We start from the raw sequence: 24,242 nt of genomic DNA, 5'->3' as shown, positions 1-24,242 counted from the left end.
GGCTTTAGCCGGTCCCGAGTGAGCGAAGCGAACGGCTTGAACCATATGTTAGAAGCCTTTACGCGGAACTGCTTTTTGTTCGGTTACTTGGGCTGCCTAATAGTTCTGCATACGGCTGCAATTTTGTTGCCATCTGGGTCGCGGACATAGGCGGCATAAAAGTCGCTAGCGTACTGCGGCCGTAGTGCCGGTTCTCCTTCAGATGTGCCACCGTTCTCAATTGCTGCTACGTAGAATTTTTGGACTTCTTCCCATGTATTGGCACGAAGAGCAACCATTGTGCCGTTGCCAGAAGTTGCAGTGTTTGCGTTGAAAGGCGTGCATACCCAGAGTGCAAGTTCTTGTGCCCCTCCAGCTTCATAGGTGCCCCAGCCGGCCCAACCTTCCCAATTCGGTTCGTCACCTGTGTTGCATCTATTGAGGCCGAGCGGGGCAAGTGCTGCGTCATAGAATTTAATTGCGGCATCAAGATTGTTTGTGCCGAGGCATATGTATGCAAACACAGATATTTACCTATGGCTTCTAACGCCTGAATTAAGCCGCGCCGCGAAGCGGCGTCGGCTTGAATGAATTGTTAGCGCTCATACGGAATAGGTTGGAGCGCTGCACTTTTATAAAGAGGATGACCCGGGTGGCCGCTTTTTAGCTTAGTTAGGCAATGCGGCGCTTTGATGAAGCTAAGAACCTGATTGTCCCTGCCCAGATAGCTGCCAGTTGCACTCCAAGCGCAAACAACTACCGGTGCCTCTGATTGAAGCTTGCGAAGCCATTTGTCATTGTCAGGCCCGATAGGATCTTTGGCGGTGAACAAAGCCGACTGATCTGTAGAGCGGAACGCAAATAAGTTGCCAAGCAGCAGGCCGCCATATCCCCAACGCTTTGCGTAGTTGATGCAAACGCGTGAAGTGTTGTCATCTGTTTCCGCGTCAGCGGTAGATGGGTTCAGACCGATGAACAGAACGGGAGGCTTTGATGAGTCCCAGATGCGGCGCAACTCATAGCGGTATTTCTGGCATTCGGAAATCGTGGCGGTGCTTTTCATGAGCGCTAACGTTTGGTTAAGGGGCGGGCTTTAGCCCGTCCCAGTGAGCGCAGCGAACGGTTTGAACCAGTTGTTAGAGGTGGCTTGCACGGATTAATAGGTCGAAATTCACGAAGCCAATAACTGGTAGTGAGATTATTATAAATAGAGGTATCAAGCACGGAAGTACAGCGTCTTTTGGTTGTCGGTATACTTTGCCGATTGCAGCTAGTCGTGCTTGATACCAGATGTATAAAAATGAACCTAACCAAGCCGCTGCAAACAGCCAGAACAAATACCGCCCTTGTAGGCTGAAAGTGATTGCTAGGCCAATGCCTATGTATGCAATTAGACTGATGCGGGCGCATATGTCAAAAAATTTCTCAGCCATGTAGACCCCTATAGTTGGCAATCCTGAATTTTAAATTTTGGTGAGCTGGACTTAAGTGCTAGAGATAATCGCGAAAAAATACGGGCGCAGTGTTTTTAAGTGCTTTATGTATAGAGCTGCCAAGTTCATGTTTTGTTGCTACTTTGTAGCCTTCTTCTTTTGTATAAATTACATGTGTGCCCTCTAGTTGACCGGCAGATACTCCGCCCACCTTTTGCGATGCATTTGGTAAGTCGTTCTCGATAAGCTTTCCGTCTATGTAGAGAGAGTTAGCAAAAAAATCGCCTTTTCCTTTTTGGTATTTTATGACTTGGTAGTGATATACCTTGCCCGGCAGGTTATTAAGTGGTGGAACGTTCTCGTTAAAGTAGGTGGTAGCTTCTTCACTCCATTTTTCTGGGAACGTTTCATGACTTTTCTTGCCGCATCCTGCAGCCAAAACTGCACCGATCATGATGCTTGCCAATAGAATGGGGTGTTTCGTTTTTTTCATGGCTACCTCTAACAGTGATTAGATGGAAGGCGGTACTAATCCGATAGTAGAGCCTTCCATCTAACTCCGCACTATCGCCATCGCCGCCCTGGAAAAACTCTTTTCAAATCATGGCATTACCAGCCAGCCCCTGATGCCTGGATGTATTCGCTTGACTTCCTCATTTTTGCTCTACCATTACTACTGTACAAAAACACAGCTAAGGAGTCGACCATGGAAACCTCCAGCAAACCTCGCCTGCAGGAGAAGTTCAGGGCGGTGATGCGCTTGCATCATTACAGCATCCGCACCGAAAAATCCTACTGGTACTGGATTCGCTATTTCATCCGTTTCCATAAGCTGCGCCATCCACTGGAGCTTGGTGCTACCGAGGTCAATGCTTTTCTCACTTGGCTGGCAGTTGAGCGTCAGGTGGCTGCCGCCACCCAGAATCTGGCACTCAATTCGCTGGTTTTCCTATACGACAAGGTCTTGCAACAACCACTCGGGCAAGTGGGTGAGGTGGTGCGCGCAAAACGCTCAGCGCGTATTCCTTGCGTACTTACGCATGAGGAAGCCACGGCGCTCATTGCCAGGCTCGGCCAACCGCATCAGCTACTGGCTTCGCTGATGTATGGCGCCGGCTTGCGAGTGGTGGAAGCTGCACGTTTGCGTATCAAGGATGTGGATTTCGATAAGCAGATCATCACCATTCATGACGGCAAAGGCGCCAAAGACCGAACGACACTTCTGCCGGCGCCCTTGATCACACAGCTGCTGGAGCGCAGAGAGCGTATGTTTCGCGCCTGGAAGCAGCGGGACAGTTTTTATCACGCTCCCGTCAGCCTGCCATTTGCGCTACGTCGCAAATACCCCAAGGCGGGATGTTCATTCGAGTGGCAGTGGCTGTTCCCGTCGACCGGACTTTGCACGGATGAGGACGGGCAGATCGTTCGTCATCACCTTCATGTCAGTGCCATTCAGAAAGCTGTCAGACATGCCGTGCGGCAATCCAATCTGCACAAGCCTGCCAGTTGCCATACCTTTCGCCACAGTTTCGCCACCGAGTTACTGCGTCGAGGGAGTGACATTCGCACTGTGCAGACGCTACTGGGGCATGCGGATATACGTACGACGCAGATCTATACGCATGTGCTGGGACAGGGCTTTGCCGGTGTAGTCAGCCCGCTGGGGTGAGCGCGGCAAGCACTTGGCTGGGTTGTCACGACCGCCATTCGAATTGCATTCGGGCTACGAGGTCTGTGCCGCTAGGCCTTGGGCAGCGCCTCCAGCACCTGCCGATACAAACCCTGCAGGCGCAGGGCATCCTCTTCGTCCAGCGTCTCTTGCTGAAGGCGGCGAGCGAAAACATCTTCCACGCTCAACTCGTCCAGCGTCTCTCGCGCTTCACAGGCCAAGCTGGCTGCCGCATTGCCCCGTTCACGACGGATACGCAGCACCTCCACGGGATGCCCTTCGCACAGGGCGTTGATGCGGCTTTGTAGGTCGCTCAGGTAGTCGTCGGTGCTCACTTGCACTTCCAGCCATACAGGCCGCTCGGGGGTGCCCGGTGCAGCTGCCTCGGTGATGGAGCCTGCCAACTCCTTGAGCGAGCCGCGCAGGCTGGCCATGGACTGGAACACCGGCACGGGCAGTGGCGTGATCGACTGCAGGGTGGCGCCTGCGAACGTCAGCAGCAGGACTTCCTTCTGCTGGCGCGCCTCGTCGAAGGACAGGGCAATCGGCGAGCCGCTGTAGCGAATGTGCTCCAGGCCGCCGACCTTCTGCGGGCGGTGGATATGGCCAAGGGCGATGTAGTCCGCCGGCGGGAAGGCGCTGGTGGGGAAGGCTTCCAGGCTGCCGACGTAGATCTCGCGCACCGATTCGCTGGCGCTGGCGCCAACCGTGGTGAGGTGACCAGTGGCGATGATCGGTAGCGTCAGGCCCAGCTCGTTACGCTTGATAACCGCCAGTTCGTACAGTGCCCGGTAATGCTCAGCGATGGCTTGCTGCAGCGACTGCTGCTTGTCCTGTGCGCTCTGCCCCGCCTGGCTGGCCAGCACGTCGCGCGGGCGGATGAAGGGAATGGCGCAGAGAATGGCGCCCGGCTGGCCAGTACGATCATTGAGTACCAGTACCTGTTCAGCCAGGTCGACGCCCACGCTCGGCACCACCTGGGTGCCCAGTTGCCCCAGCAGGCTGCGGCTTTCACCGAGCATGGCCGGCGAGTCGTGGTTGCCGCCGAGTACCACCAGAGCGCAGCCGGCGTCGCGCAACTCCACCACCAGCCGGTAGTACTGCTCGCGGGCGTAACTGGGCGGTGCGCCGGTGTCGAACACATCACCGGCGATCAACAGCACGTCCACCTGATGCGCGTGCACCTGCTCCAGCAGCCAGGCGCAAAAAGCCTGGTGTTCGGCCTGGCGGGTCTTGCCCATGAAGTGCTGGCCAAGGTGCCAGTCGGATGTATGCAGAACGCGCAGGCTCATAGCGGCCAGTCCTGCACGACGATATGGGTCTTGACTCGCTGCATGTGCGGGAAGGCTTCGATGGCCGCGCGTACTTCGCTCAGGCGCGCCATGCTCGGTGCTTCGATCTGCACCAGCATGTCGGTTTCGCCGCTGATGCCGCTGCAGTGGCGGATTTCCGGGTATTCGCGCATGCGCTCGACATAATCCTGGCAGCGACCGTTCTGGTAGAAGAGTTCGAGAAAGGCCTTGACCCCGCCCTCGCCCGGCACCGCCACCTGCGCGTGATAGCCGCGAATCACCCCGCTCTTTTCCAGATGGCGAATGCGCTCGCTGACCGCCGAACGTGACAGGTTGACCTCACGGGCGATGTGGCTGACGGAGGTGCGCGCGTCGCTGCGCAGCAGGGCGAGGATCTGGCGATCGAACTTGTCCACGGGCTTCTCGGGGTGGCAATCAGGTTGACGGAGGAAACCGCCATTTCGTCGGCAAAAGGCGACAGCCTGCAAGCGGGCGGCGCTCTACCATGGCGGCTCCAATAAAGGCGTGAGCATACCCCATGAGTCGATTGAACAAGGAGTTGGGCCTGCTGCAGGGTGTCGCCCTGCTCAGCACCTCGCTGCTCGGCACAGGCATCTTCGTGGTGCCAGCGCTGGCCGCCACGGCCGCAGGCGCGGCGTCGCTATGGGCCTGGATGATCCTCATTGCTCTGGTGCTGCCGGTGGCCTTCACCTTCGCTCAATTGGGCAAGCGCTTCCCACATGCCGGCGGCGCGCCGCACCTGATCGGCCGCGCCTTCGGCCTGCGCATGGAAGGCGTCAGTGCGCTGCTGTTTCTCGCCGTACTGCCGGTCGGACTGCCGGCTGCGCTGCATATCGCCAGCGGCTTCTGGCTGGCGTTGTTCGACCTCGATCGCACCGACCTGCTGCTCATCGAACTGGCGACGCTGGGCGCCATCCTACTGCTTGGTCAGCGTCCACCGAAAGCTTCGGGCCTGCTGCAGGGGTTGATCGCCGTGGCCATCGTTGCCAGCGTTGCGCTGATCTGGTGGATGGGTGATCTGCCGCGCACCAGCCAACCGCTGCTGCCAGCCATGGACGGCCAATGGCATTTGCTGCCGACAGCGCTGGGGGTGATGTTCTGGTGCTTCGTCGGCATCGAGGCCTTCACTCACCTGGGCGAGGAGTTCAAACGCCCCGAGCGCGACTTCCCCCTGGCGCTGCTGCTTGGCGTGCTGCTGGCCGGCCTGGTGTACTGGGCCTGTTCGGTGGCGGTGCTGAGCTTTGCCACCTACGGTGACGTGCACAGCGATACCACCGCGCTGCCGCGCCTGTTCGAGCAACTGCTCGGCGAGCAGGCGCGCGCGCTGGTGGCGGTGCTGGGCTACCTGGCCTGCTTCGCTTCGATGAACGTATACATCCAGGGCTTCGCCCGGCTGATCTGGAGCCTGGCCGAAGAAGGCCGTCTGCCGGCCAGGCTGGCCGTGCGCAACCGCCATGGTGTACCCGGCAAAGCCTTGCTGCTGGTGGTGATCAGCTGCGCGCTGTGCGCCATGCTCTCGGCCACCTTGAACCTGTCGGTGGACGATCTGATCCGCTATGCCAATGGCAACTTCGTGCTGATCTACCTGTTCAGCATGGCAGCGGGCTGGGTGCTGTTGCGAGGCATCTGGCGTTTGCTGGCCGGGCTCAGCACGCTGCTCTGTGCGGCGGTGCTGGTGATGCTCGGCAGCGATGCGTTGTATGCCGTGGCGCTGCTCGTCGCCCTGCTGCTGCTCGATCATCTGCGCGCCCGGCACAAGGCGTTGGCGTAGCGATCCTCCGCGCACGCCTGGTGGCGGATGAAAGAGCGTCATCCTCACCACGGATGACCGTGGGGAACATGGGTTCTATCCTTAGGCTGAATTTGCCGAAAGGAAGCCTCATGCGCCGCATACTCAATGACCTGAAAATCATGATCCTGGCCAACCTGTGGATCGTCCCGGTGATGGCCGCGCTGGTCTGGGCGCTGTTCCAGTTCGTCGCGCCGCCACCACCGATGAGTGCCAGCATGGCCACCGGCACGCAAGGCGGCGCCTATCAGCACTTTGCCGAGCGACTGAAGGAAGAACTGGCCAAGGAAGGTTTCGAGCTTACCCTGGTGCCCACCTCTGGCTCGCGTGACAACCTGCAACGCCTGCTCGCCGAGGCGCCCGAGGTGCAGATCGCCCTGGTGCAGAGCGGCCTGGAGCGCCAGTTGGCGCCCGACGAACAACGCCAGTTGCAGAGCCTGGGGGCGATCTATCAGGAGCCGCTGTGGCTGTTCTATCGCCGTGACGTTGAGTTGGATCGCATTGCCGACCTGCTGCCGCTGCGCCTCGGCCTGGGCGGCGAAGGCAGCGGCACCCGCGCCGCCAGTGATGCCATTCTCGGCGCCAATGCCATCGAGCCGGAACAATATCCCGACACCTGGCAGAGCCTCGGCGGCGGTAAGGCCGCTCGGGCGCTGATGGCCGGCGAACTGGATGCAGCGTTCTTCGTCGGTCAGGCAGAGAACGCACTGGTTCAGCAACTGGCGGCCAACCCGGACATCGCCCTGGCACACTTTCGGCGCGCCGCCGCTTACGAGGCGCGACTGCCGTTCTTCAATCAGGTGAAGGTCGGTGAAGGTCTGCTCGACCTGGCCAGCAATGCGCCGGATCGCGACATTGTCACCCTGGCCCCGGTGGCCACGCTGGTGGTCAACGACGATTTCAACCCCGGTCTGGTGCCGCTGTTTCTCGCGGCCAGCCGTGAAGTGATGCGGGGCGGTACCCTGCTCGATACCGCAGGCACCTTTCCCAGCGCCGAGCCGCGCACCTTCGAACTGCACAAGGATGCCGGGCATTACTACGACAAGGGCCTGCCTATCCTGCAGCGCTACCTGCCGTTTCGCATCGCCTCGCTGGCCGATCGCTACATCATCCTGCTGATCCCCCTGATCGTGGTGATGATCCCGCTGTTCAAGGCTGTCGGCCCGATTTACCAGTGGCGTATCCGCGCGCGCATCTACCGCTGGTACAAGTACCTGCGCGAGATCGACCGCAAGCTGCACGCAGGTTCCCTCCCGGATGCGCTCGGCAGCGAAATCGAGCGTCTGGAGAAACTGGAAGACGAACTCGCCGCGGTGGAAGTGCCGCTGTCGTATTCCAATGAGCTGTACGAGCTGCACATGCATGTGCGCTATGTGATCGAGCGCTTGCGCGAGTTGCAGCGGCGGCGGCAGCCGTAGGGTGGACATCGTTTTTTCATGTCCACCGATGCGCAGCGGATGGAAAAAGCGTCTCCACCCTGAGTAAAAGTAAAAGTGAAGTAGCCGTTTCTGACGAGTAGGAGCCGCGCCTCGCGGCGAATGGTTCAGGCAACCTCGATCATGAGCTGAACCCACCATTCGCCCCGGGGCGGGGCTCCTACAGTTCGTGGACAACGCGAAGTTTGTCCATCACTTGGACTGAGCCCGCGACGACTTCTGTGGGCTTTAGCCGCGAGCAGCTGCATAGCGTTCACCGATGCATGCGCACCAGAATCCATGACCCGCTTCGGGTAAACTTCGCCTCTTGTTTCATTTGCCCACGAGACCGCCATGCCGATCCGTCACTGCATCGTCCACCTGATCGACAAGAAGCCCGACGGCAGCCCTGCCGTGCTGCACGCCCGCGACAGCGAGCTGGCCACGTCGCAAGCCATGGAGAACCTGCTGGCCGACCTCAACGAGAGCTACAACGCCAAGCAGGGCAAGGCCTGGGGGCTGTTCCACGAGGAATCCGGCGCCTACCCCTTTAGCGGCTGGCTCAAGGCCTATCTCGATGGCGAGCAGGACTTCACCGCCTTCAGCCGCCAGGCCGTCGAGCACCTGCAGAAGCTGATGGAAGAATCCAACCTGTCCACCGGCGGTCACGTGCTCTTCGCCCACTACCAGCAAGGCATGACCGACTACCTGGCTATCGCCCTGCTGCACCACAGCGAAGGCGTGGCGGTGACCGACGCGCTGGACGTGACGCCGGCCAAACATCTGGATCTGGGCCAGTTGCACCTGGCCGCGCGCATCAACATCAGCGAGTGGCAGAACAACAAGCAGTCCAAGCAGTACATCTCCTTCATCAAGGGCAAGAACGGCAAGAAGGTCTCGGACTACTTCCGTGACTTCATCGGTTGCCAGGAAGGCGTCGACGGCCCCGGCGAAACCCGCACCCTGCTCAAGGCCTTCAGCGACTTCGTGGAAAGCGAAGACCTGCCCGAAGAACAGGCCCGCGAGAAGACCAAGACCCTGGTCGGCTACGCCAGCGGCCAGGCCAAACTGGGTGAACCGATTACCCTGGAAGAACTCTCCGGGCTGATCGACGAGGAGCGTCCCAAGGCCTTCTACGAGCACATCCGCAACAAGGACTACGGCATGGCGCCGGAATTTCCGGCGGACAAACGCACCTTGAGCCAGTTCCAGCGTTTTACCGGGCGGGCCGAAGGGCTGTCGATCAGCTTCGAGGCGCACCTGCTGGGCTCGAAGATCGAATACGACGAGGGCCGCGACATGTTGATCATTCGTCAGTTGCCGACCCAGTTGAAGGATCAGCTCAAGCGGCGGCAGGATTGATGCATTCGTAGGGCGGGCCGGGCGGCGATCCGCTTTAGCAGGCCGTTGAAAAACGTAGGCGAGGCAGCCAATGCAAGGCAAAAACAGGCGAAAAAGCGGAGTTTACGAGCTGTAAATGAGCATTTTGATCGGACTCGCGCACGAGCCTGTTTTTAACGCAGCAGTGGCAACGCAGATAGTTTTTCAACAGTCTGTTAGCCCACCAAAGCAGTCCAAGTCAGCACCCGAGCTACCTTAGGAAGCTGAGATCGTTGTTGGTGGGCTGAAGCCCACCCTACAAACCTGACCGCGCTATCGCACAAGGACGCGCAACCATGAAGACGATTGTGCTGCTGCTCGCCGCGCTGGCTCTGTGGCAGAACTGGGACAAGATCGACCGCTGGCTAAACCCGCCACAGGCCGGCAATGCCAGCGGCGAGATCGTGCTCTACGCGACGCAGTGGTGCGGTTACTGCGCCAAGACCCGCGAGTTATTCGCCGAGGATGGCATTGTCTATCGCGAAGTGGATATCGAGAACGATGCGGCTGGCCGCGCCCAGTACCAGGCGCTGGGTGGCCGGGGCGTGCCGGTGATCGACTTGCGCGGCCAAGTGATTCACGGCTACGACGTGCGCGCCATCCGCGCCGCCTACTGACCTCAACTCAGCGAACTGTCCTCACGCCGCCACTGCCGTGGGCTGACGCCGAACCAGCGGCGGAAGGCGCGCGAGAAGGCACTGGTTTCCGAATAGCCGAGCAATAGCGCCAGGTGCGAGATGGGTAGCTGCGGCTGGCGCAGGTAACGGTTGGCCAGTTCGCGACGCACGTTGTCCACCAGTTGCGAGAAACTCAGCCCCTGCTCACGCAGGCGCCGCTGCAGCGACCAACTGGCCATGCCGAGCATTTCCGCGACATCTTCCAGCGCCGGCTCGCCGTACAGCAGACGCTGGCGAATCTGCTCGCGCACGTCATTGACCATATCCCGCTCACCACGTCCGCACAGGGCGCTGATCTGGTTCAACGAATCCTGCATGACCATCAGCAGTACCGGATCACTGTCCGGCATGGCGCGGTCGAGGCCGCGCTTGGGAATCAGCAGGGAATTACACGGCTGCTCGAAGTACACCGGCGCATCGAACACCTTACAGTGCTCGTGCCAATGCTCCGGCCGTGGGTGTTCGAAGTGCACCGCGCGCGGCGCCCACTGCGGGCCAAGCACATGACGCACCAGGTTGAGAGCCATGCCCAGGGTCAACTCGGCATCCTGGCGGCGGCTGAGAATGGCGCCATGGCGTACCTGATAGTCGAAGCGGTAGCACTCGCCCTCGTCGACCAGGCGGATCAGGCTGTTGCGCTGGTGCAGCGGGAAGGCACGGGCGAAGTTGATCAGCGCCTGTTCCAGCGTCGCCGAGCACAGCCCGATATAACCAAGCAGGCCAAGCGCCTGCGGCTTGAACTGCTGGCCGTAGTACAGACCGAAGTTGTCGCAGCCGGACTGATGCGCGGCTTCTTCCAGCACCTGGCAGTAATTGGGCAGCGCCAGGCTCAGGGTCGGATGGCGCAGGCACTCGGGGTCGATCCCGGAGACACCGAGGATACGATCCGGGTCACCGCCCTGCTTTTCGATGAAGCCGCACAGGCCGCTCGCAGCAGCCGCCAACACGCCCGCATTAGCCGGCGCACCGGATAACAGCGAAGCGCCGAACGAACCACCCGCCTGGGAGAAAAAGGCACTCATCGGGGCCTCCTTGGTAACAATGCGTTTCGGCAAGCAAGAAATACGCCTGCACTGTCGCACCGCAAAACCACGGTTCAAACGCCACCTCCGTGCCCCGCCCTGCCGGGCGAGTGAGTCATTTTGAAACATTCGCACCAAAACGCAGCGGACGACTTGACCCATTACGACACAGGCAGCGTTGGCGCCTGCAAAGTTGACTTTGCACGACAGCAAGCCCCCTGTGCAGTCAAGTTGCGCCCATGAAATCGGCTCATGATCGACCCAGGCTGAACGTCAGCTCACCTGCTACGTACAACTACAACAACATCGTTTCGGAGAACGCTCATGATTTATGCCAAGCCTGGAACCAGCGGCGCCGTCATCACCCTCAAGCCGCGTTACGGCAACTACATCGGTGGCGAGTTCGTCGCCCCGCTCAGCGGCCAGTATTTCAGCAACACCAGCCCGGTCGATGGCTCGGTGATCGGCGAATTTCCCCGTTCCAACGCCGCCGATATCGACAAGGCGCTGGACGCCGCGCATGCCGCCGCCGATGCCTGGGGCCGCACCAGCGTGCAGGAGCGTTCGCACATCCTGCTGAAGATCGCCGACCGCATCGAGGCCAACCGCGAACTGCTCGCCGTGGCCGAAACCTGGGACAACGGCAAGCCGGTGCGTGAGACGCTGAACGCCGACGTGCCGCTGGCCGCCGACCACTTCCGTTACTTCGCCGGCTGCATCCGTGCCCAGGAAGGCAGCACCGCCGAGATCAACGACGGCACCGTGGCCTATCACTTCCACGAGCCGCTGGGCGTGGTCGGGCAGATCATCCCGTGGAACTTCCCGCTGCTGATGGCCGCGTGGAAACTCTCGCCGGCTCTGGCTGCCGGCAACGCCATCGTGCTCAAACCGGCCGAGCAGACGCCGCTGTCGATCACCTTGCTGGTGGAAATCATCGGCGACCTGCTGCCGCCGGGCGTGATCAACATCGTCCAAGGCTTCGGCCGCGAGGCCGGTGAGGCGCTGGCCACCAGCAAGCGCATCGCCAAGATTGCCTTCACCGGCTCCACCCCGGTCGGCTCGCACATCATGAAGTGCGCGGCCGAGAACATCATTCCGAGCACCGTCGAGCTGGGCGGCAAATCGCCGAACATCTTCTTCGCCGACATCATGAATGCCGAGCCGGCCTTCATCGAGAAGGCTGCCGAAGGTCTGGTGCTGGGCTTCTTCAACCAGGGCGAGGTGTGCACCTGCCCGGCGCGCGCACTGGTGCAGGAGTCGATCTACGACGCCTTCATGGTCGAGGTGATGAAGAAGGTCAAGCAGATCAAGCGCGGTAACCCGCTGGACACCGAGACCATGGTCGGCGCCCAGGCCTCGCAGCAGCAGTTCGACAAGATCCTCAGCTACCTGGAGATCGCCCAGCAGGAAGGCGCGCAGGTGCTGACCGGCGGCGCAGCGGAAAAACTCGACGGCGACCTGGCCAGCGGCTATTACATCCAGCCGACCCTGCTCAAGGGTCACAACAAGATGCGCGTGTTCCAGGAAGAGATCTTCGGCCCGGTGATCGGCGTGACCACCTTCAAGGACGAAGCCGAAGCCCTGGCCATTGCCAACGACACCGAGTTCGGCCTCGGCGCCGGCGTGTGGAGCCGCGACATGAACGTCGCCTACCGCATGGGCCGTGCGATCAAGGCTGGCCGCGTCTGGACCAACTGCTACCACCTGTACCCGGCGCACGCTGCCTTCGGTGGCTACAAGAAGTCCGGGGTCGGGCGTGAAACCCACAAGATGATGCTCGACCACTACCAGCAGACCAAGAATCTGCTGGTGAGCTACGACATCAATCCGCTGGGGTTCTTTTAATCCACCGTTGTTAACGGTCTGCCATGCACAAGACGCGGCTCACGCCCGTTCGGATCGTCCGCAAGCCGGCCCTGCTGCCTCTGCGCAGAGGGCTCGGCCAAGGCAGCGTTCGAGCGGGCCAATACCGCACCGTCACTCAATAAAGACAGTCAGGGCACAGCAATGGATCAGATAGGTAATTACGTTCTCTACATCATCATGGCCTGCGCCGTTGCAGGGGCTTTCGCGGCCATCTACGACAGCGAGAAGGGCCTGGGCAAGGAGTTCATGGAGGGCATCCACGCCACCGGCTACATCTTCGTACCGGCGGCCGGCATCATGGCCTCCATCCCGTATCTCACGGTGATCATCGAGAAGGCCTGCGGGCCGTTTTTCAACGCCCTCGGCGCCGACCCGGCACTGGCCGCGACCATGATCATCGCCTCGGACATGGGCGGCTATCACCTGGCATCGGCGCTGGCGTCGAGCAAGGAAGCGCTGGTCATGGCGCTGATCACCGGCTTCATGGGGGGTGCCACCATCGTCTTCTCCATCCCCATGGGGCTGGCGATGCTCGACAAGCGTGACCACAAATACATGGCACTGGGCATAATGTCCGGCATCCTGACCATTCCGCTCGGCGTACTGATTGCCTGCGTATTGCTGGTAGCGAGCGACCCGATGATCCGCGAAGTGGTCGCCACCAATGGCGAGGCGACCTATCAGCTGGCCATGGGCCTGGGCAGCATCTTCGCCAACCTGCTGCCGATCATCGTCTTCGTCGTCGCCCTGGCTGCCGGTCTGCGCTTTCTGCCGGATCTGATGATTAAGGGCTTCATCGGTTTCGGCCGTGGCCTGGACGCGATGATCAAACTGGTGCTGGTATTCTCCATCGTCGAGTACTTCACCGGGGTGTTCACCATCGTCTTTGGTGGCTGGGGCTTCGACCCGATCATCGCGGACGCCGAAGACCAGACCCGCGCCCTGGAAACCGCCGGCTACATCGGCATCATGCTGGCGGGCGCCTTCCCCATGGTCTACCTGCTGCGCAAATACTTCGGCGGCCCGCTGGAACACCTGGGCAGCAAGGTCGGCCTGAGCGCCGTGGGCAGCGCCGGCATGCTCGCGACCATCGCCAACATCCTGGCCATGTTCCGCCTGGTGCGCTTCATGCCACCGAAGGACAAGGTGATCAACATCGCCTTCGCCGTCTGCGCAGCCTTCCTGCTGGGTGACCACTTGTCCTTTACGGCCAACTTCCAGCCCACCATCATCCTGCCAGTGCTGATCGGCAAGCTGATCGCAGGTTTTGCCGCCATCGGCCTGGCCTATTGGCTATCGGTGCCCAAGGCGCTGGAACTGGAGCAACAGGATCGCGCTGCCGGCATCATCGAACAGGATGAGTACCCGGTCGCAGGCAAGCCGCAGGTCAGCCCGGCCTGATAACCGCCGCAACGCCTGACGCCTGCCAAGCAGACGCCGGGCGTTGCCCGAGGGCGAACAAGAGAGACTGGTTGAGGACAGATACATGGCAAGCTACTCCCACAGCATGGCCGGCCAGACCTGGCGCTTCGACAGCCTGCGCGAACTGATGGCCAAGGCTACGCCGGCACGCTCCGGCGACTACCTGGCAGGGGTCGCGGCCGGCAGCGATGCCGAGCGCGCCGCTGCGCAGATGACGCTGGCCAATGTGCCACTGAAGACCTTTCTGCAGGAGGCGCTGATTCCCTATGAGAGCGACGAAGTCACCCGCCTGATCATCGACACTCATGATGCCCAGGCCTTCGCCCCCGTCAGCCACCTCACGGTGGGCGGGTTTCGCGACTGGCTGCTCTGCGACGACGCTGACGAAGCCAGCCTCACGGCGCTGGCCCCCGGCCTGACGCCGGAGATGGTCGCAGCGGTGTCCAAGATCATGCGCATTCAGGATCTGGTCCTGGTGGCGCAGAAGACCCGTGTGGTCACCCGCTTTCGCAACACCCAGGGGCTGCGCGGGCGCATGTCCACCCGCCTGCAACCGAACCACCCGACCGACGATCCGGCCGGTATCGCCGCCAGCGTGGTCGACGGCCTGCTCTATGGCAACGGCGATGCCATGATCGGTATCAACCCGGCCACCGACAGCATGAGCGCCGTATGCACCCTGCTGGAGATGCTCGACGCGGTGATCCAGCGCTACGAGATTCCCACCCAATCCTGCGTGCTGACCCACGTCACCAGCTCCATCGCTGCCATCGAGCGCGGCGCGCCGCTGGATCTGGTATTCCAGTCCATCGCCGGCACCGAGGCGGCCAATGCCAGCTTCGGCGTCAGCCTCAAGGTGCTGCAGGAAGGCTACGAAGCCGGCCTGAGCCTCAAGCGCGGCACCCTCGGCAACAACCTGATGTACTTCGAGACCGGCCAGGGCAGCGCGCTGTCGGCCAACGCCAACCACGGCGTCGACCAACAGACCTGTGAAAACCGCGCCTACGCCGTGGCCCGCCACTTCAATCCGTTTCTGGTCAATACCGTGGTCGGCTTCATCGGCCCGGAGTACCTGTACAACGGCAAGCAGATCATCCGCGCCGGGCTGGAGGATCACTTCTGCGGCAAGCTGCTCGGCGTGCCCATGGGCTGCGACATCTGCTACACCAACCATGCCGAAGCCGACCAGGACGACATGGACATGCTGCTGACCCTGCTCGGCACGGCGGGCATCAACTTCATCATGGGTATTCCCGGCTCGGATGACGTGATGCTCAACTACCAGACCACCTCCTTCCACGATGCGCTTTACGCCCGCAAGGTGCTCGGCCTGCACGCCGCGCCAGAGTTCGAGGCCTGGCTGGCGCGCATGGGGATTTTCCAGCAACAGGGTGGCCGCCTGCGCATGGGCGATGAGCTGCCCCCGGCATTTCGCCAGGCGTTGGCGCAGTTGTCCTGATCAATCGAGGCCGTCATGAGCGAAAAGTCCCCCGCCACCGCAAACCCCTGGCAGCAACTGCGCCAATTGACACCGGCACGCATCGCCCTGGGCCGCGCCGGCACCAGCCTGCCGACCGCTGCGCAACTGGATTTCCAGTTCGCCCACGCCCAGGCGCGTGACGCGGTGCATCTGCCGTTCGACCACAGCGCCCTGCGCGAAGCGCTGCATGATCGCCAGTTGCCCACGCTGTTGCTGCACAGCGCCGCCGCCGACCGCCACACCTACCTGCAACGCCCGGATCTGGGCCGGCGCCTGCACGAAGATGCCGCACGCCTGCTCGATGACTACACCGCCGAGCACGGTCAGGGCTATGACCTGGCCATCGTCATCGCCGACGGCCTGTCATCCCTGGCTGTGCACAAACACAGCCTGCCCTTTCTCGACCGTTTGCTGGAGCAGGTACAGGCAGAAGGTTGGTCGTTGGCGCCGATCACCCTGGTGGAGCAGGGCCGGGTTGCAGTGGCTGATGAAGTGGGACAGCGCCTGGGGGCGAAGATGACGGTGATCCTGATTGGCGAGCGCCCCGGCCTGAGTTCGCCGGACAGCCTGGGCCTGTATTTCACCTACGCGCCGCGCGTCGGCCTCAACGACGCCTACCGCAACTGCATCTCCAATGTGCGCCTGGAAGGCCTGAGCTATGGCATGGCCACCTTCCGCCTGATGTACCTGATGCGCGAAGCCTGCCGCCGCCAGCTCTCGGGCGTCGATCTCAAGGACGAAGCCGAGGTGCCGACGCTGGACAACGCCGGGCCGGGTAATTTTCTGCTGCCGGATCAGCGTTGAGATGCTGTCGCGGCTAAAGCCCCACCCACCCAGCCGCTCACAAAGCCCTTCTCACAGGAGGTAAGCCTTGTGGGAGGGGCTTCAGCCGCGATCTTTACGACCGATCAGCACGCCTCGATACGGAAGCCCAGGCGCGGGAAGTGCACGTGTACGATGCCGGCACGCTCGTCCTCGCGGCGCAGGATCAGCTCCTCGCGCCCGGAGAACAGCAACTCACCCTCCACCGGATCGACCCCGTAGTCCACCGCTGCGATGCGTACCGCCTGGCCAGGCTGGAAGCCATTGGCATCGATAAAATCCTCGTCCGGGAGTGCTGCCGGCGTTGCCTCGCGCGCCACGGCGATAGCCTCTTCGCCGCTCATCTCGCTCAGTGAGCCATGCCCAAAGCCCAGCACCCGCGCCAGCCAGGCGGCGACTTCCGGATAATCGTCCACCAGGGGTGCCGTGATCGGTGTGGCGCGCAGGAACCACAACGGATGCGCGACGGCGAAGTCGGCAATCGAGGGCTGGCCAAACAGGAAGTCACCACCGCCCTGCTGCAACTGCTGCTGCAAACGCCCCATCAGCGCCGGCCACTGGTGACGCGCCTGCTCCAGCGGCAAACGGCTGGCCGTGCCGCCGGAAAACAGCGCGGCACGATCAGCCGCAAAAGCCTTGGCGAACTCCGGAGGCACCTTGGCAAAGCGCACCGCCATGGACTCGGGGGCGAAGACCAGTGACACCGCATGCTGGAACAACACCGCGTCGGCCCATTGGGCGAGGGTCGCAACATTGAAGCCCTGCCCTTCCGGGAACAGTGCCGGGGTGGCTTTCTCGGCTTCCAGACGGCGAGCGATCAGCGCGGTATCGCAGTAGATGTCGGCACCGATCTGCAACACCGGCGTCTTGCGGTAGCCGCCGGTCAGCGCTGTGAGATCCGGCTTGGGCATCACCGGCGGGATCATCACCGAGCGCCAGGACAGTTGCTTGAAGCCCAGTAGCAAGCGAGCCTTCTCGGCAAACGGCGAGGTCGGGTAATGGTGAAGGATCAACTCGTGCATGGCGCGCTCCGCGACGGTTCGAAAGCACCCAGCTTACCCGCGCAACCTAGTCACGCACACCGCCTACGGCTGATGAAGCGCCATCAACGCTCAGAATGAGCACCTCCTTGGCCGCTTTGCTCAGGCGCTTGATGGCCCGCTCACGGCGCAGGGCATCGCCCTTGCCAGCACAGGCTTCGACATAGGCCAGTGCCTGCGCCGGGCTGGTATGGAAGAACCGTGCACCCTTGCCGCTCTGATGCTGGGCGAAACGCCGCTGCGGGTCATCGCTGATGCCGCAATACAGCGCGCCGTTGGCAGCACGCACCAGGTAGACGAACCAGGGCTTATCGACGGCCGCCGTCATCCGCGCGCCGGAAACCACTCGCGCGCCGAGCGCCACAGGCACATGCCGACGAAGTAGGCCGAGGCCAGCCACCACAACGCCAGCAGCCAGGGCTGGCTGACGGGGTACTGCAGAATCAGCAGCGCGCTGGAGAGCATCCAGACGAAGGTCACCAGGATATTCAGCGGCATGAACTGACGCACGCGGAACGGGTGCAGGAACTTCATCTTGGTCAGGGTCAAGCCGGCCAGCAGGACGATAATGGCCAGGGTGATCCAGGGATGCACGTCGAGGATGTAGAAATACAACACGACCACGTTCCACGCCGCCGGAAAGCCGACGAAGTAGTTGTCCTTGCTCTTCATGTTCAGGTTGCAGAAGCAGAACAGCGACGACAGCAGAATCAACCCCACGGCGAACAGCGCGGTGTATTCAGGGAGGGGAATGAAGCGATAGAGGAAGATCGCCGGAATGAACACGTAGGTGAGGTAGTCGATCACCAGATCCAGGGTCGAGCCGTCGAAATGCGGCAGCACACCCTTGACGTCGTAACGCCGCGCCAGCGAACCATCCAGCCCATCGACCAGCAACGCCAGACCGAGCCAGAGCAGGCACTGCTGGGGTTGGCCGTCGAGTACAGCCAGTAGCGCCAGCAATGCGAGGATCACACCGCTGGCGGTAACGGCATGGACCCCCCAGGCTTTGGCCTGTTTTACGGCAACGATCAGTTCGGTCACGGCAGGTCTCTTGGCAGTGGAGGTGCGGCACCCCATGTGCGCACTCTCATTATTGAAGGCTAAGACCGGCTAGCCTACCACTGCGTTCCTTCATCTGCCTTAGCGTGAAGCGCGGAATTGCACCAGCCCGCGTGCCGCCTGCCGACGAATGGTAGCCTGAACCGATGGCGCCCACCCCAGCAGCAGCCCTTTGCCACCTAGCGCCTGACGTGCCCAGCGCCAGAGATCGAAGTGATCGCGATGCTCGACGATGAGTCCGTCGCGAAACACGAAGCGCGCCTGAATATGGTTGACCACCTGACGACCGGTGGCGCTGAAACGGTAGCTTGCACCCGCAGGAGTGCGCCCATGCTGGGCGCACAATGAAAAAGGGTGCCCGAAGGCTCCCTGGTCGATAGCACGCTGCCGACTCAGTGCAGGATCTGACTGAGGAACAGCTTGGTACGCTCGTTCTGCGGATTGGAGAAGAAGGTATCAGGCTCGGCCTCCTCGACGATCTCGCCCTTGTCCATGAAGATCACCCGGTTGGCCACGGTGCGGGCAAAGCCCATTTCGTGGGTCACGCAGAGCATGGTCATGCCGTCTTCGGCCAGGCCGATCATGGTGTCCAGCACCTCTTTCACCATCTCCGGATCGAGTGCCGAGGTCGGCTCGTCGAACAGCATGATCTTCGGTTTCATGCACAGCGCGCGGGCAATCGCCACACGCTGCTGCTGACCACCGGAGAGCTGCCCCGGGTACTTGTTGGCCTGCTCGGGAATACGCACGCGCTCGAGGAAATGCATGGCGATTTCCTCGGCCTGGCGCTTGGGCATCTTGCGTACCCACATCGGCGCCAGCGTGCAGTTCTGCAGCACGGTGAGGTGCGGGAACAAGTTGAAGTGCTGGAACACCATACCCACTTCACGGCGAATCGCTTCGATGTGCTTGAGGTCGCTGGTCAATTCGGTGCCATCGACCACGATGCGCCCCTGCTGGTGTTCTTCCAGGCGATTGATGCAACGAATGGTGGTGGACTTGCCCGAACCGGACGGCCCGCAGAGCACGATACGCTCGCCCTGCTGCACGCTCAGGTTGATGTCCTTGAGCACATGGAACTGGCCGTACCACTTGTTCACACCCTGCAGCAGGATCATCGGCTCGGCGCTGGGTTGTTTGATTGCTTCACTCATGACTCACTCCTCTTGAGGGGCTCGATTCAGGATTTAGCGAGCTAGAGCCAGGCAAGGCGAAAACATTCGAGGGAGCGCAATGTACGGTTGTACATGAGCATCCCGAGAGTGTTTTCAACGCCGCCTGGCCGACGCGCAGCAAATACTGATCAGCTCCTAACGCTTGTGGCCGGTATCCAGTTTTCGCTCGAGATGCAGCGAATAGCGGGACATGCCGAAACAGAAAATCCAGAAGATCAGCGCGGCGAACACGTAGCCCTCGGTGGCCATGCCCAGCCACGCCGGGTCGGTGGTCGCCTGCTTGATGCTGTTGAGCAGATCGAACAGGCCGATGATGATCACCAGGCTGGTGTCCTTGAACAGGGCGATAAAGACGTTGACGATGCCCGGAATCACCAGCTTCAGCGCCTGCGGCAGGATCACCAGGCCCATCATCCGCCAGTAGCCCAGGCCCATGGCCGCAGCGGCTTCGTACTGGCCTTTGGGAATGGCCTGCAAGCCACCACGCACCACTTCGGCGATATAGGCAGACTGGAACAGGATCACCCCGATCAGCGCACGCATCAGCTTGTCGAAATGCATGCCTTCGGGCAGGAACAACGGCAGCATCACCGAGGACATGAACAGCACGGTGATCAACGGCACACCGCGCCAGAACTCGATGAAGGTGACGCAGATGACCTTGATCGCCGGCAGGTTGGAACGTCGCCCCAGTGCCAGCAGGATACCCAGCGGCAAGGCACCGGTGATGCCGACGGAGGCGATTACCAGGGTCAGCATCAGGCCGCCCCACTGGCTGGTGGATACCACGCTCAGGCCGAATACGCCGCCGTGCAGCAGGCACCAGGCGATCACCGGATAGATCACCAGGAAGCCCAGGCCGTAGAACGCCTTGCGCGGCATCTGCGGCACGAACAGCGGCGCCGCGCCGACGATTGCCAGCCACAGCGTGGCGTCCACGCGCCAGCGCAGTTCGCTGGGGTAGAAGCCGTACATGAACTGACCGAAACGCTGTTGGATGAACACCCAGCACGCGCCTTCCTTGGTGCAGTCGGCGCGGGTGCTGCCCACCCAGTTGGCATCGATGATCGTCCACTGCAGCAGCGGAGGTACCACCAGCCAGATCAGATAAAGCGCGAAGAGGGTCAACAGGCTGTTGAACCAGTTGGAAAACAGGTTGGCCTTGAGCCAGCCCACTGCACCGACGCTCTGGCGTGGCGGCGGCAGGTCCGGTTTGAATGTATGAGTCTGCATGGCTGCTCCTTACCGCTCAGTCAGCGCAATGCGCTTGTTGTACCAGTTCATCAGCAGGGAAATGCTGATGCTGATCGCCAGGTACACGCTCATGGTGATGGCGATCACCTCGATGGCCTGGCCGGTCTGGTTGAGCACAGTGCCGGCGAACAGCGACACCATGTCCGGATAGCCGATACCGGCAGCCAGGGACGAGTTCTTCGCCAGGTTGAGGTACTGACTGGTCAGCGGCGGAATGATCACGCGCAGCGCCTGCGGGATGATCACCAGACGCAGAGTGACGCCCGGACGCAAACCCAGCGAACGCGCGGCTTCGGTCTGACCATGGCTGACCGCCATGATCCCGGAGCGCACGTTCTCGGCGATAAATGCTGCGGTGTAGATGGTCAATGCCAGGGTCAGCGCCATCAGCTCGGGGATCATCACCCAGCCGCCACGGAAGTTGAAACCGGTCAGCTCCGGCACACTCCACACCAGCGGATTGCCCGCGACCAGCGCGGTCAGGCCGGGAATCACCACGATCAGCGCCAGCGATGTCCACAGCAGCGGGAAGATCTTGCCGGTAGCTTCGCGGCGTTTCTTGGCCCAGCGTCCCAGGGTGACGACGCCGACGATGGTCGCCAGTACTACCACCGCGAACAGGCCGAAACTCTCCGAAGGGCCAGGCGCCGGCATGTACAGACCGCGACTGTTGAGGAAGAAGATTTCACCCATATCCAGGCTCTGCCGAGGTCCAGGCAGGGCGAGGAAGACCGCGAAGTACCAGAAGAGGATCTGCAACAACGGCGGAATGTTGCGGAAGATCTCGATATAGACGGTCGCCAGCTTGCTGATCAGCCAGTTCGGCGACAGCCGCGCCACACCCAGCAGAAAACCAAGGATGGAGGCCAGCACGATACCGATGAAGGACACCAGCAGGGTATTGAGCAGACCGACCACGAACACGCGACCGTAGCTGTCGCTTTCGGTGTAGTCGATCAGGTGCTGGGCGATACCGAAACCGGCGCTGTTGTTGAGGAAAGCGAAGCCGGAGGTGATCCCGCGCTTCTCCAGGTTGGCCTGGGTGTTCTGGAAGAGAAACCAGCCGAGCGCCACGACAGCGACAACGGCGATGATCTGGAAAGCCCAAGCGCGCACTTGCGGATCGTTCAGAAGCGATCCTCTCGGGCGCGGGGCATTAGCAGTCGTATGCATGAAAACCCTCACGGAAGCCCCGGCCGCACGCAAGCGGGCCGGGTTTCACTAATCGGAAACGACAGCGGCAGGCCAGGGGCCTGCCGCTGTGGACGGTCAACGCACCGGCGGTGCGTACTGCAGACCACCCTTGTTCCAAAGGGCGTTGAGACCACGCTCGATCTTCAGCTCGCTGCCGGCACCGACGTTACGGTCGAAGGACTCGCCGTAGTTACCGACTTGCTTGACGATCTGCACCGCCCAGTCTTTCGGCAGCTTGAGGTCTTTGCCGAACTCACCTTCGCTACCCAGCAGACGCGCTACGTCCGGGTTCTTGGTGTCTTTGGCAGTGGCTTCGACGTTGGCCGAGGTCACACCCAGTTCCTCGGCGTTGACCATGGCGAACAGGGTCCAACGCACGATGTTGAACCACTCGTCATCACCCTGGCGCACGACCGGGCCCAGAGGCTCCTTGGAGATGACTTCCGGCAGCACCACGTAGTCGTCCGGGTTGGCCAGCTTGATGCGCTGTGCGTACAGCTGCGACTGGTCGGAGGTCAGTACGTCGCAACGACCGGCTTCGACCGACTTGGCGCTCTCGTCGGAGGTATCGTAGGTGATGGGGGTGTACTTCATGCCATTGGCACGGAAGTAGTCGGAGAGGTTCAGCTCGGTGGTGGTACCGGCCTGGATGCACACGGTGGCGCCGTCCAGTTCCTTGGCGCTGGAAACGCCCAGCTTCTTGTTCACCAGAAAGCCTTGGCCGTCGTAGTAGGTCACGCCAGTGAAGTTCAGGCCCAGGCCCGAATCGCGCGAGCTGGTCCAGGTGGTGTTGCGCGAGAGGATATCGACTTCGCCGGACTGCAGCGCGGTGAAGCGCTCCTTGGCGGTCAGCGGGCTGTACTTGACCTTGGTGGCGTCACCGAAAACCGCGGCTGCAACAGCGCGGCAGACGTCAACGTCCAGACCCAGGTAGTTACCTTTTTCATCGGCGTAGGAGAAGCCAGGCAGACCGTCGCTGATACCGCACTGCACGAAGCCTTTCTTCTGCACTGCATCCAGAGTGGCGCCTGCCTAAGCAAAGCCACTGACACCGAGCACAGCTGCGGTGGTCAGCACAGCCAGGGTGGATTTCACCATCTTCATCAAAAACCTCCAGTTGCTCTTGTTGTGTTGGAGTCTCCGTCCGCCTTCCCCACCCTTTTGAGGCACGCGATCCGCTGGCAGCAACGGTATCGACGAGAAGTTCGAACGTCAGGCGGGAGTCTAGTCGGCTTTACCCTCTGCTGGCCAACTGCTCCCACCCTGCCCATTGGTTGAACGGGCCAGAGACGGATCGTCATCCGTCTGAGCGATCGATCGCCCCGACGGTCTATTAGGAACCCCACACAGCAGATTCCTGCCTGTTGAGCGGTGCGCAGTGGCACAGTGTTACCGTTAGCGCACCGCGTCGTCAGTTCAAATGAGCCATAGCAAGCCCCGTACCAGCACATGGCAAATCGCCGGATATACGGGGGTCAAGGGAAAAACTTTCACCCGTGCGACAACTTATTCACAGATTAGCCAAGCCTTGAGCAGGGCGCCGCCCCAAATTAAGGCGCCCGCACCACACTGGAGCTACCAATGACCGCACCCATGATTTTGCAGCCCCCACAATCCGCCGATGCCAGCGTGATCTGGCTGCATGGGCTGGGGGCTGACCGCTACGATTTCCTGCCGGTCGCCGAGTTGCTGCAGGAGCGCCTGCCCAGCACACGCTTCATCCTGCCGCAGGCGCCAACCCGCCCGGTGACCATCAACGGCGGCTGGAGCATGCCGAGCTGGTACGACATCCTTGCCATGAGCCCGGCGCGCGCCATCGACCAGGCCCAGCTGGACGAGTCCGCCGACCAGGTGATCGCCCTGATCGAGGCCGAGCGCGAAAGCGCCATCGCCGCTGAACGCATCGTCCTGGCGGGCTTCTCCCAGGGTGGCGCGGTGGTACTGCACACCGCCTTCCTGCGTTATCCGGAGACCCTCGGCGGGGTGCTGGCACTCTCGACCTACGCACCGACCTTCAGTGACGACATGCAGCTGGCGGATACAAAAAGACAACTGCCGGTGCTTTGTTTGCATGGCAGATTCGATGACGTGGTGACACCCGACATGGGACGTGCCGCGTATGACCGCCTGCACGCCTGTGGGGTGCCGGTGCAATGGCGCGACTATCCGATGGCGCACGAGGTGCTGCCGGAAGAGATTCGCGATATCGCCGAATGGTTGAGCCAATTACTGGCGGCCTGACTCAGCCGG

Annotated in this window: 22 protein-coding genes and 2 pseudogenes; 10 read left to right on the top strand and 14 right to left on the bottom strand. The window is 61.4% G+C overall.

Going from position 1 to position 24,242, the window contains the following annotated elements; genetic code table 11:
* Window positions 1-83: 83 nt before the first annotated feature.
* The 3 genes from N5J71_RS17580 to N5J71_RS17570 all read right to left on the bottom strand — a co-directional run bounded on the left by N5J71_RS17580 (window position 84) and on the right by N5J71_RS17570 (window position 1,905).
* Window positions 84-503, bottom strand: a complete 420-nt coding sequence (locus N5J71_RS17580) for a VOC family protein (RefSeq protein WP_084341867.1) — start codon at window positions 501-503, stop codon at window positions 84-86.
* Between the two features lie 71 nt (window positions 504-574).
* The gene (locus N5J71_RS17575; RefSeq protein WP_125108736.1) at window positions 575-1,042 is read right to left on the bottom strand and encodes a DUF1643 domain-containing protein; all 468 of its coding nucleotides are present in this window, start codon (window positions 1,040-1,042) and stop codon (window positions 575-577) included.
* A 428-nt stretch (window positions 1,043-1,470) separates the two neighbouring features.
* The gene (locus tag N5J71_RS17570; RefSeq protein WP_279917332.1) at window positions 1,471-1,905 is read right to left on the bottom strand and encodes a hypothetical protein; all 435 of its coding nucleotides are present in this window, start codon (window positions 1,903-1,905) and stop codon (window positions 1,471-1,473) included.
* A gap of 213 nt (window positions 1,906-2,118) precedes the next feature.
* On the opposite strand from N5J71_RS17570, the gene N5J71_RS17565 reads away from it, so the two are divergent.
* On the top strand, window positions 2,119-3,081 hold the full coding sequence (locus N5J71_RS17565) for an integron integrase (protein ID WP_004424177.1): 963 nt from the start codon (window positions 2,119-2,121) through the stop codon (window positions 3,079-3,081).
* Between the two features lie 71 nt (window positions 3,082-3,152).
* Here the strand turns inward: N5J71_RS17565 and sbcD are convergent, their stop codons facing one another.
* Window positions 3,153-4,373, bottom strand: coding sequence for an exonuclease subunit SbcD (gene sbcD, locus N5J71_RS17560; RefSeq protein WP_206407525.1), 1,221 nt, complete (start codon window positions 4,371-4,373; stop codon window positions 3,153-3,155).
* Window positions 4,370-4,789: an Lrp/AsnC family transcriptional regulator gene (locus N5J71_RS17555; RefSeq protein WP_039964971.1), complete on the bottom strand. Its 420-nt coding sequence runs from the start codon at window positions 4,787-4,789 to the stop codon at window positions 4,370-4,372. Before N5J71_RS17555 ends, sbcD begins: the two co-directional genes overlap by 4 nt.
* Before the next feature lie 122 nt (window positions 4,790-4,911).
* Between N5J71_RS17555 and yjeH the strand changes: the two genes are divergently transcribed.
* The 4 genes from yjeH to N5J71_RS17535 all read left to right on the top strand — a co-directional run bounded on the left by yjeH (window position 4,912) and on the right by N5J71_RS17535 (window position 9,595).
* Window positions 4,912-6,165: an L-methionine/branched-chain amino acid transporter gene (yjeH, locus tag N5J71_RS17550; protein WP_279917331.1), complete on the top strand. Its 1,254-nt coding sequence runs from the start codon at window positions 4,912-4,914 to the stop codon at window positions 6,163-6,165.
* 110 nt (window positions 6,166-6,275) lie between these two features.
* Window positions 6,276-7,601 carry a TAXI family TRAP transporter solute-binding subunit gene (locus N5J71_RS17545; protein WP_279917330.1) on the top strand — a complete coding sequence of 442 codons (1,326 nt, stop codon included), beginning with the start codon at window positions 6,276-6,278 and terminating at the stop codon, window positions 7,599-7,601.
* A 351-nt stretch (window positions 7,602-7,952) separates the two neighbouring features.
* Window positions 7,953-8,960: a nucleoid-associated protein YejK gene (gene yejK / locus N5J71_RS17540; RefSeq protein ID WP_004424187.1), complete on the top strand. Its 1,008-nt coding sequence runs from the start codon at window positions 7,953-7,955 to the stop codon at window positions 8,958-8,960.
* 314 nt (window positions 8,961-9,274) lie between these two features.
* A complete protein-coding gene (locus N5J71_RS17535; RefSeq protein ID WP_004424189.1) occupies window positions 9,275-9,595 on the top strand; it encodes a glutaredoxin family protein in 321 nt (106 codons plus the stop codon).
* A 2-nt stretch (window positions 9,596-9,597) separates the two neighbouring features.
* Here N5J71_RS17535 and qhpR read toward each other — a convergent pair whose 3' ends face one another.
* A complete protein-coding gene (gene qhpR, locus N5J71_RS17530) occupies window positions 9,598-10,677 on the bottom strand; it encodes an AraC-like transcriptional regulator QhpR (protein WP_279917329.1) in 1,080 nt (359 codons plus the stop codon).
* A gap of 324 nt (window positions 10,678-11,001) precedes the next feature.
* On the opposite strand from qhpR, the gene exaC reads away from it, so the two are divergent.
* The 4 genes from exaC (at window position 11,002) to eutC (ending at window position 16,249) form a co-directional block, all read left to right on the top strand.
* Window positions 11,002-12,522, top strand: coding sequence for an acetaldehyde dehydrogenase ExaC (exaC, locus tag N5J71_RS17525; RefSeq protein ID WP_279917328.1), 1,521 nt, complete (start codon window positions 11,002-11,004; stop codon window positions 12,520-12,522).
* A 162-nt stretch (window positions 12,523-12,684) separates the two neighbouring features.
* On the top strand, window positions 12,685-13,944 hold the full coding sequence (eutH, locus tag N5J71_RS17520; RefSeq protein ID WP_084341874.1) for an ethanolamine utilization protein EutH: 1,260 nt from the start codon (window positions 12,685-12,687) through the stop codon (window positions 13,942-13,944).
* 85 nt (window positions 13,945-14,029) lie between these two features.
* Window positions 14,030-15,424 (top strand): ethanolamine ammonia-lyase subunit EutB, encoded by a 1,395-nt coding sequence (locus N5J71_RS17515; protein ID WP_279917327.1) that lies wholly within the window; start codon window positions 14,030-14,032, stop codon window positions 15,422-15,424.
* Window positions 15,425-15,439: 15 nt separating this feature from the next.
* Complete coding sequence (eutC, locus tag N5J71_RS17510) at window positions 15,440-16,249, top strand: ethanolamine ammonia-lyase subunit EutC (RefSeq protein ID WP_279917326.1); 810 nt, start codon at window positions 15,440-15,442, stop codon at window positions 16,247-16,249.
* Between the two features lie 104 nt (window positions 16,250-16,353).
* Here eutC and N5J71_RS17505 read toward each other — a convergent pair whose 3' ends face one another.
* The 8 genes and pseudogenes from N5J71_RS17505 to N5J71_RS17470 all read right to left on the bottom strand — a co-directional run bounded on the left by N5J71_RS17505 (window position 16,354) and on the right by N5J71_RS17470 (window position 23,096).
* A complete protein-coding gene (locus N5J71_RS17505) occupies window positions 16,354-17,289 on the bottom strand; it encodes a glutathione S-transferase family protein (RefSeq protein ID WP_004424199.1) in 936 nt (311 codons plus the stop codon).
* 46 nt (window positions 17,290-17,335) lie between these two features.
* A complete protein-coding gene (locus N5J71_RS17500; protein ID WP_042920409.1) occupies window positions 17,336-17,635 on the bottom strand; it encodes a GIY-YIG nuclease family protein in 300 nt (99 codons plus the stop codon).
* Entirely contained in the window at window positions 17,632-18,387 is a 756-nt protein-coding gene (gene pcsA, locus N5J71_RS17495) for a phosphatidylcholine synthase (protein WP_004424203.1), read from the bottom strand. The genes N5J71_RS17500 and pcsA overlap by 4 nt, the downstream gene beginning before the upstream one ends.
* Window positions 18,388-18,450: 63 nt before the next feature.
* Window positions 18,451-18,681: pseudogene (locus N5J71_RS17490) on the bottom strand (nuclear transport factor 2 family protein); the annotation flags it as partial.
* Between the two features lie 80 nt (window positions 18,682-18,761).
* Window positions 18,762-19,523, bottom strand: a complete 762-nt coding sequence (locus N5J71_RS17485; protein ID WP_169970658.1) for an amino acid ABC transporter ATP-binding protein — start codon at window positions 19,521-19,523, stop codon at window positions 18,762-18,764.
* A gap of 156 nt (window positions 19,524-19,679) precedes the next feature.
* Entirely contained in the window at window positions 19,680-20,777 is a 1,098-nt protein-coding gene (locus tag N5J71_RS17480) for an amino acid ABC transporter permease (RefSeq protein WP_279917325.1), read from the bottom strand.
* 9 nt (window positions 20,778-20,786) lie between these two features.
* Complete coding sequence (locus N5J71_RS17475; protein ID WP_279917324.1) at window positions 20,787-21,971, bottom strand: amino acid ABC transporter permease; 1,185 nt, start codon at window positions 21,969-21,971, stop codon at window positions 20,787-20,789.
* 96 nt (window positions 21,972-22,067) lie between these two features.
* Window positions 22,068-23,096, bottom strand: a pseudogene (locus N5J71_RS17470) (amino acid ABC transporter substrate-binding protein).
* 477 nt (window positions 23,097-23,573) lie between these two features.
* Here N5J71_RS17470 and N5J71_RS17465 point away from each other — a divergent pair.
* Window positions 23,574-24,233 (top strand): alpha/beta hydrolase, encoded by a 660-nt coding sequence (locus tag N5J71_RS17465; protein WP_279917323.1) that lies wholly within the window; start codon window positions 23,574-23,576, stop codon window positions 24,231-24,233.
* Window positions 24,234-24,242 lie beyond the last annotated feature (9 nt).

Origin of the sequence: Ectopseudomonas oleovorans (assembly GCF_029845265.1) — a bacterium.
Classification (GTDB): domain Bacteria; phylum Pseudomonadota; class Gammaproteobacteria; order Pseudomonadales; family Pseudomonadaceae; genus Aquipseudomonas; species Aquipseudomonas oleovorans.
Note: the sequence above shows the minus strand (reverse complement) of the source record. Positions and strands in the feature narration are given on the sequence as shown.

Bases quoted from the DNA above. Each gene is read 5' to 3' on its own strand.
- N5J71_RS17475 (WP_279917324.1), bottom strand. From the start codon at position 21,971: ATGCATACGACTGCTAATGCCCCGCGCCCGAGAGGATCGCTTCTGAAC.
- yejK (WP_004424187.1), top strand. From the start codon at position 7,953: ATGCCGATCCGTCACTGCATCGTCCACCTGATCGACAAGAAGCCCGAC.
- N5J71_RS17535 (WP_004424189.1), top strand. From the start codon at position 9,275: ATGAAGACGATTGTGCTGCTGCTCGCCGCGCTGGCTCTGTGGCAGAAC.
- eutH (WP_084341874.1), top strand. From the start codon at position 12,685: ATGGATCAGATAGGTAATTACGTTCTCTACATCATCATGGCCTGCGCC.
- N5J71_RS17575 (WP_125108736.1), bottom strand. From the start codon at position 1,042: ATGAAAAGCACCGCCACGATTTCCGAATGCCAGAAATACCGCTATGAG.
- N5J71_RS17565 (WP_004424177.1), top strand. From the start codon at position 2,119: ATGGAAACCTCCAGCAAACCTCGCCTGCAGGAGAAGTTCAGGGCGGTG.
- pcsA (WP_004424203.1), bottom strand. From the start codon at position 18,387: ATGGGGTGCCGCACCTCCACTGCCAAGAGACCTGCCGTGACCGAACTG.
- N5J71_RS17480 (WP_279917325.1), bottom strand. From the start codon at position 20,777: ATGCAGACTCATACATTCAAACCGGACCTGCCGCCGCCACGCCAGAGC.
- N5J71_RS17545 (WP_279917330.1), top strand. From the start codon at position 6,276: ATGCGCCGCATACTCAATGACCTGAAAATCATGATCCTGGCCAACCTG.
- N5J71_RS17485 (WP_169970658.1), bottom strand. From the start codon at position 19,523: ATGAGTGAAGCAATCAAACAACCCAGCGCCGAGCCGATGATCCTGCTG.
- N5J71_RS17500 (WP_042920409.1), bottom strand. From the start codon at position 17,635: ATGACGGCGGCCGTCGATAAGCCCTGGTTCGTCTACCTGGTGCGTGCT.
- exaC (WP_279917328.1), top strand. From the start codon at position 11,002: ATGATTTATGCCAAGCCTGGAACCAGCGGCGCCGTCATCACCCTCAAG.
- yjeH (WP_279917331.1), top strand. From the start codon at position 4,912: ATGAGTCGATTGAACAAGGAGTTGGGCCTGCTGCAGGGTGTCGCCCTG.
- N5J71_RS17570 (WP_279917332.1), bottom strand. From the start codon at position 1,905: ATGAAAAAAACGAAACACCCCATTCTATTGGCAAGCATCATGATCGGT.
- eutC (WP_279917326.1), top strand. From the start codon at position 15,440: ATGAGCGAAAAGTCCCCCGCCACCGCAAACCCCTGGCAGCAACTGCGC.
- N5J71_RS17505 (WP_004424199.1), bottom strand. From the start codon at position 17,289: ATGCACGAGTTGATCCTTCACCATTACCCGACCTCGCCGTTTGCCGAG.
- N5J71_RS17515 (WP_279917327.1), top strand. From the start codon at position 14,030: ATGGCAAGCTACTCCCACAGCATGGCCGGCCAGACCTGGCGCTTCGAC.
- qhpR (WP_279917329.1), bottom strand. From the start codon at position 10,677: ATGAGTGCCTTTTTCTCCCAGGCGGGTGGTTCGTTCGGCGCTTCGCTG.
- N5J71_RS17465 (WP_279917323.1), top strand. From the start codon at position 23,574: ATGACCGCACCCATGATTTTGCAGCCCCCACAATCCGCCGATGCCAGC.
- sbcD (WP_206407525.1), bottom strand. From the start codon at position 4,373: ATGAGCCTGCGCGTTCTGCATACATCCGACTGGCACCTTGGCCAGCAC.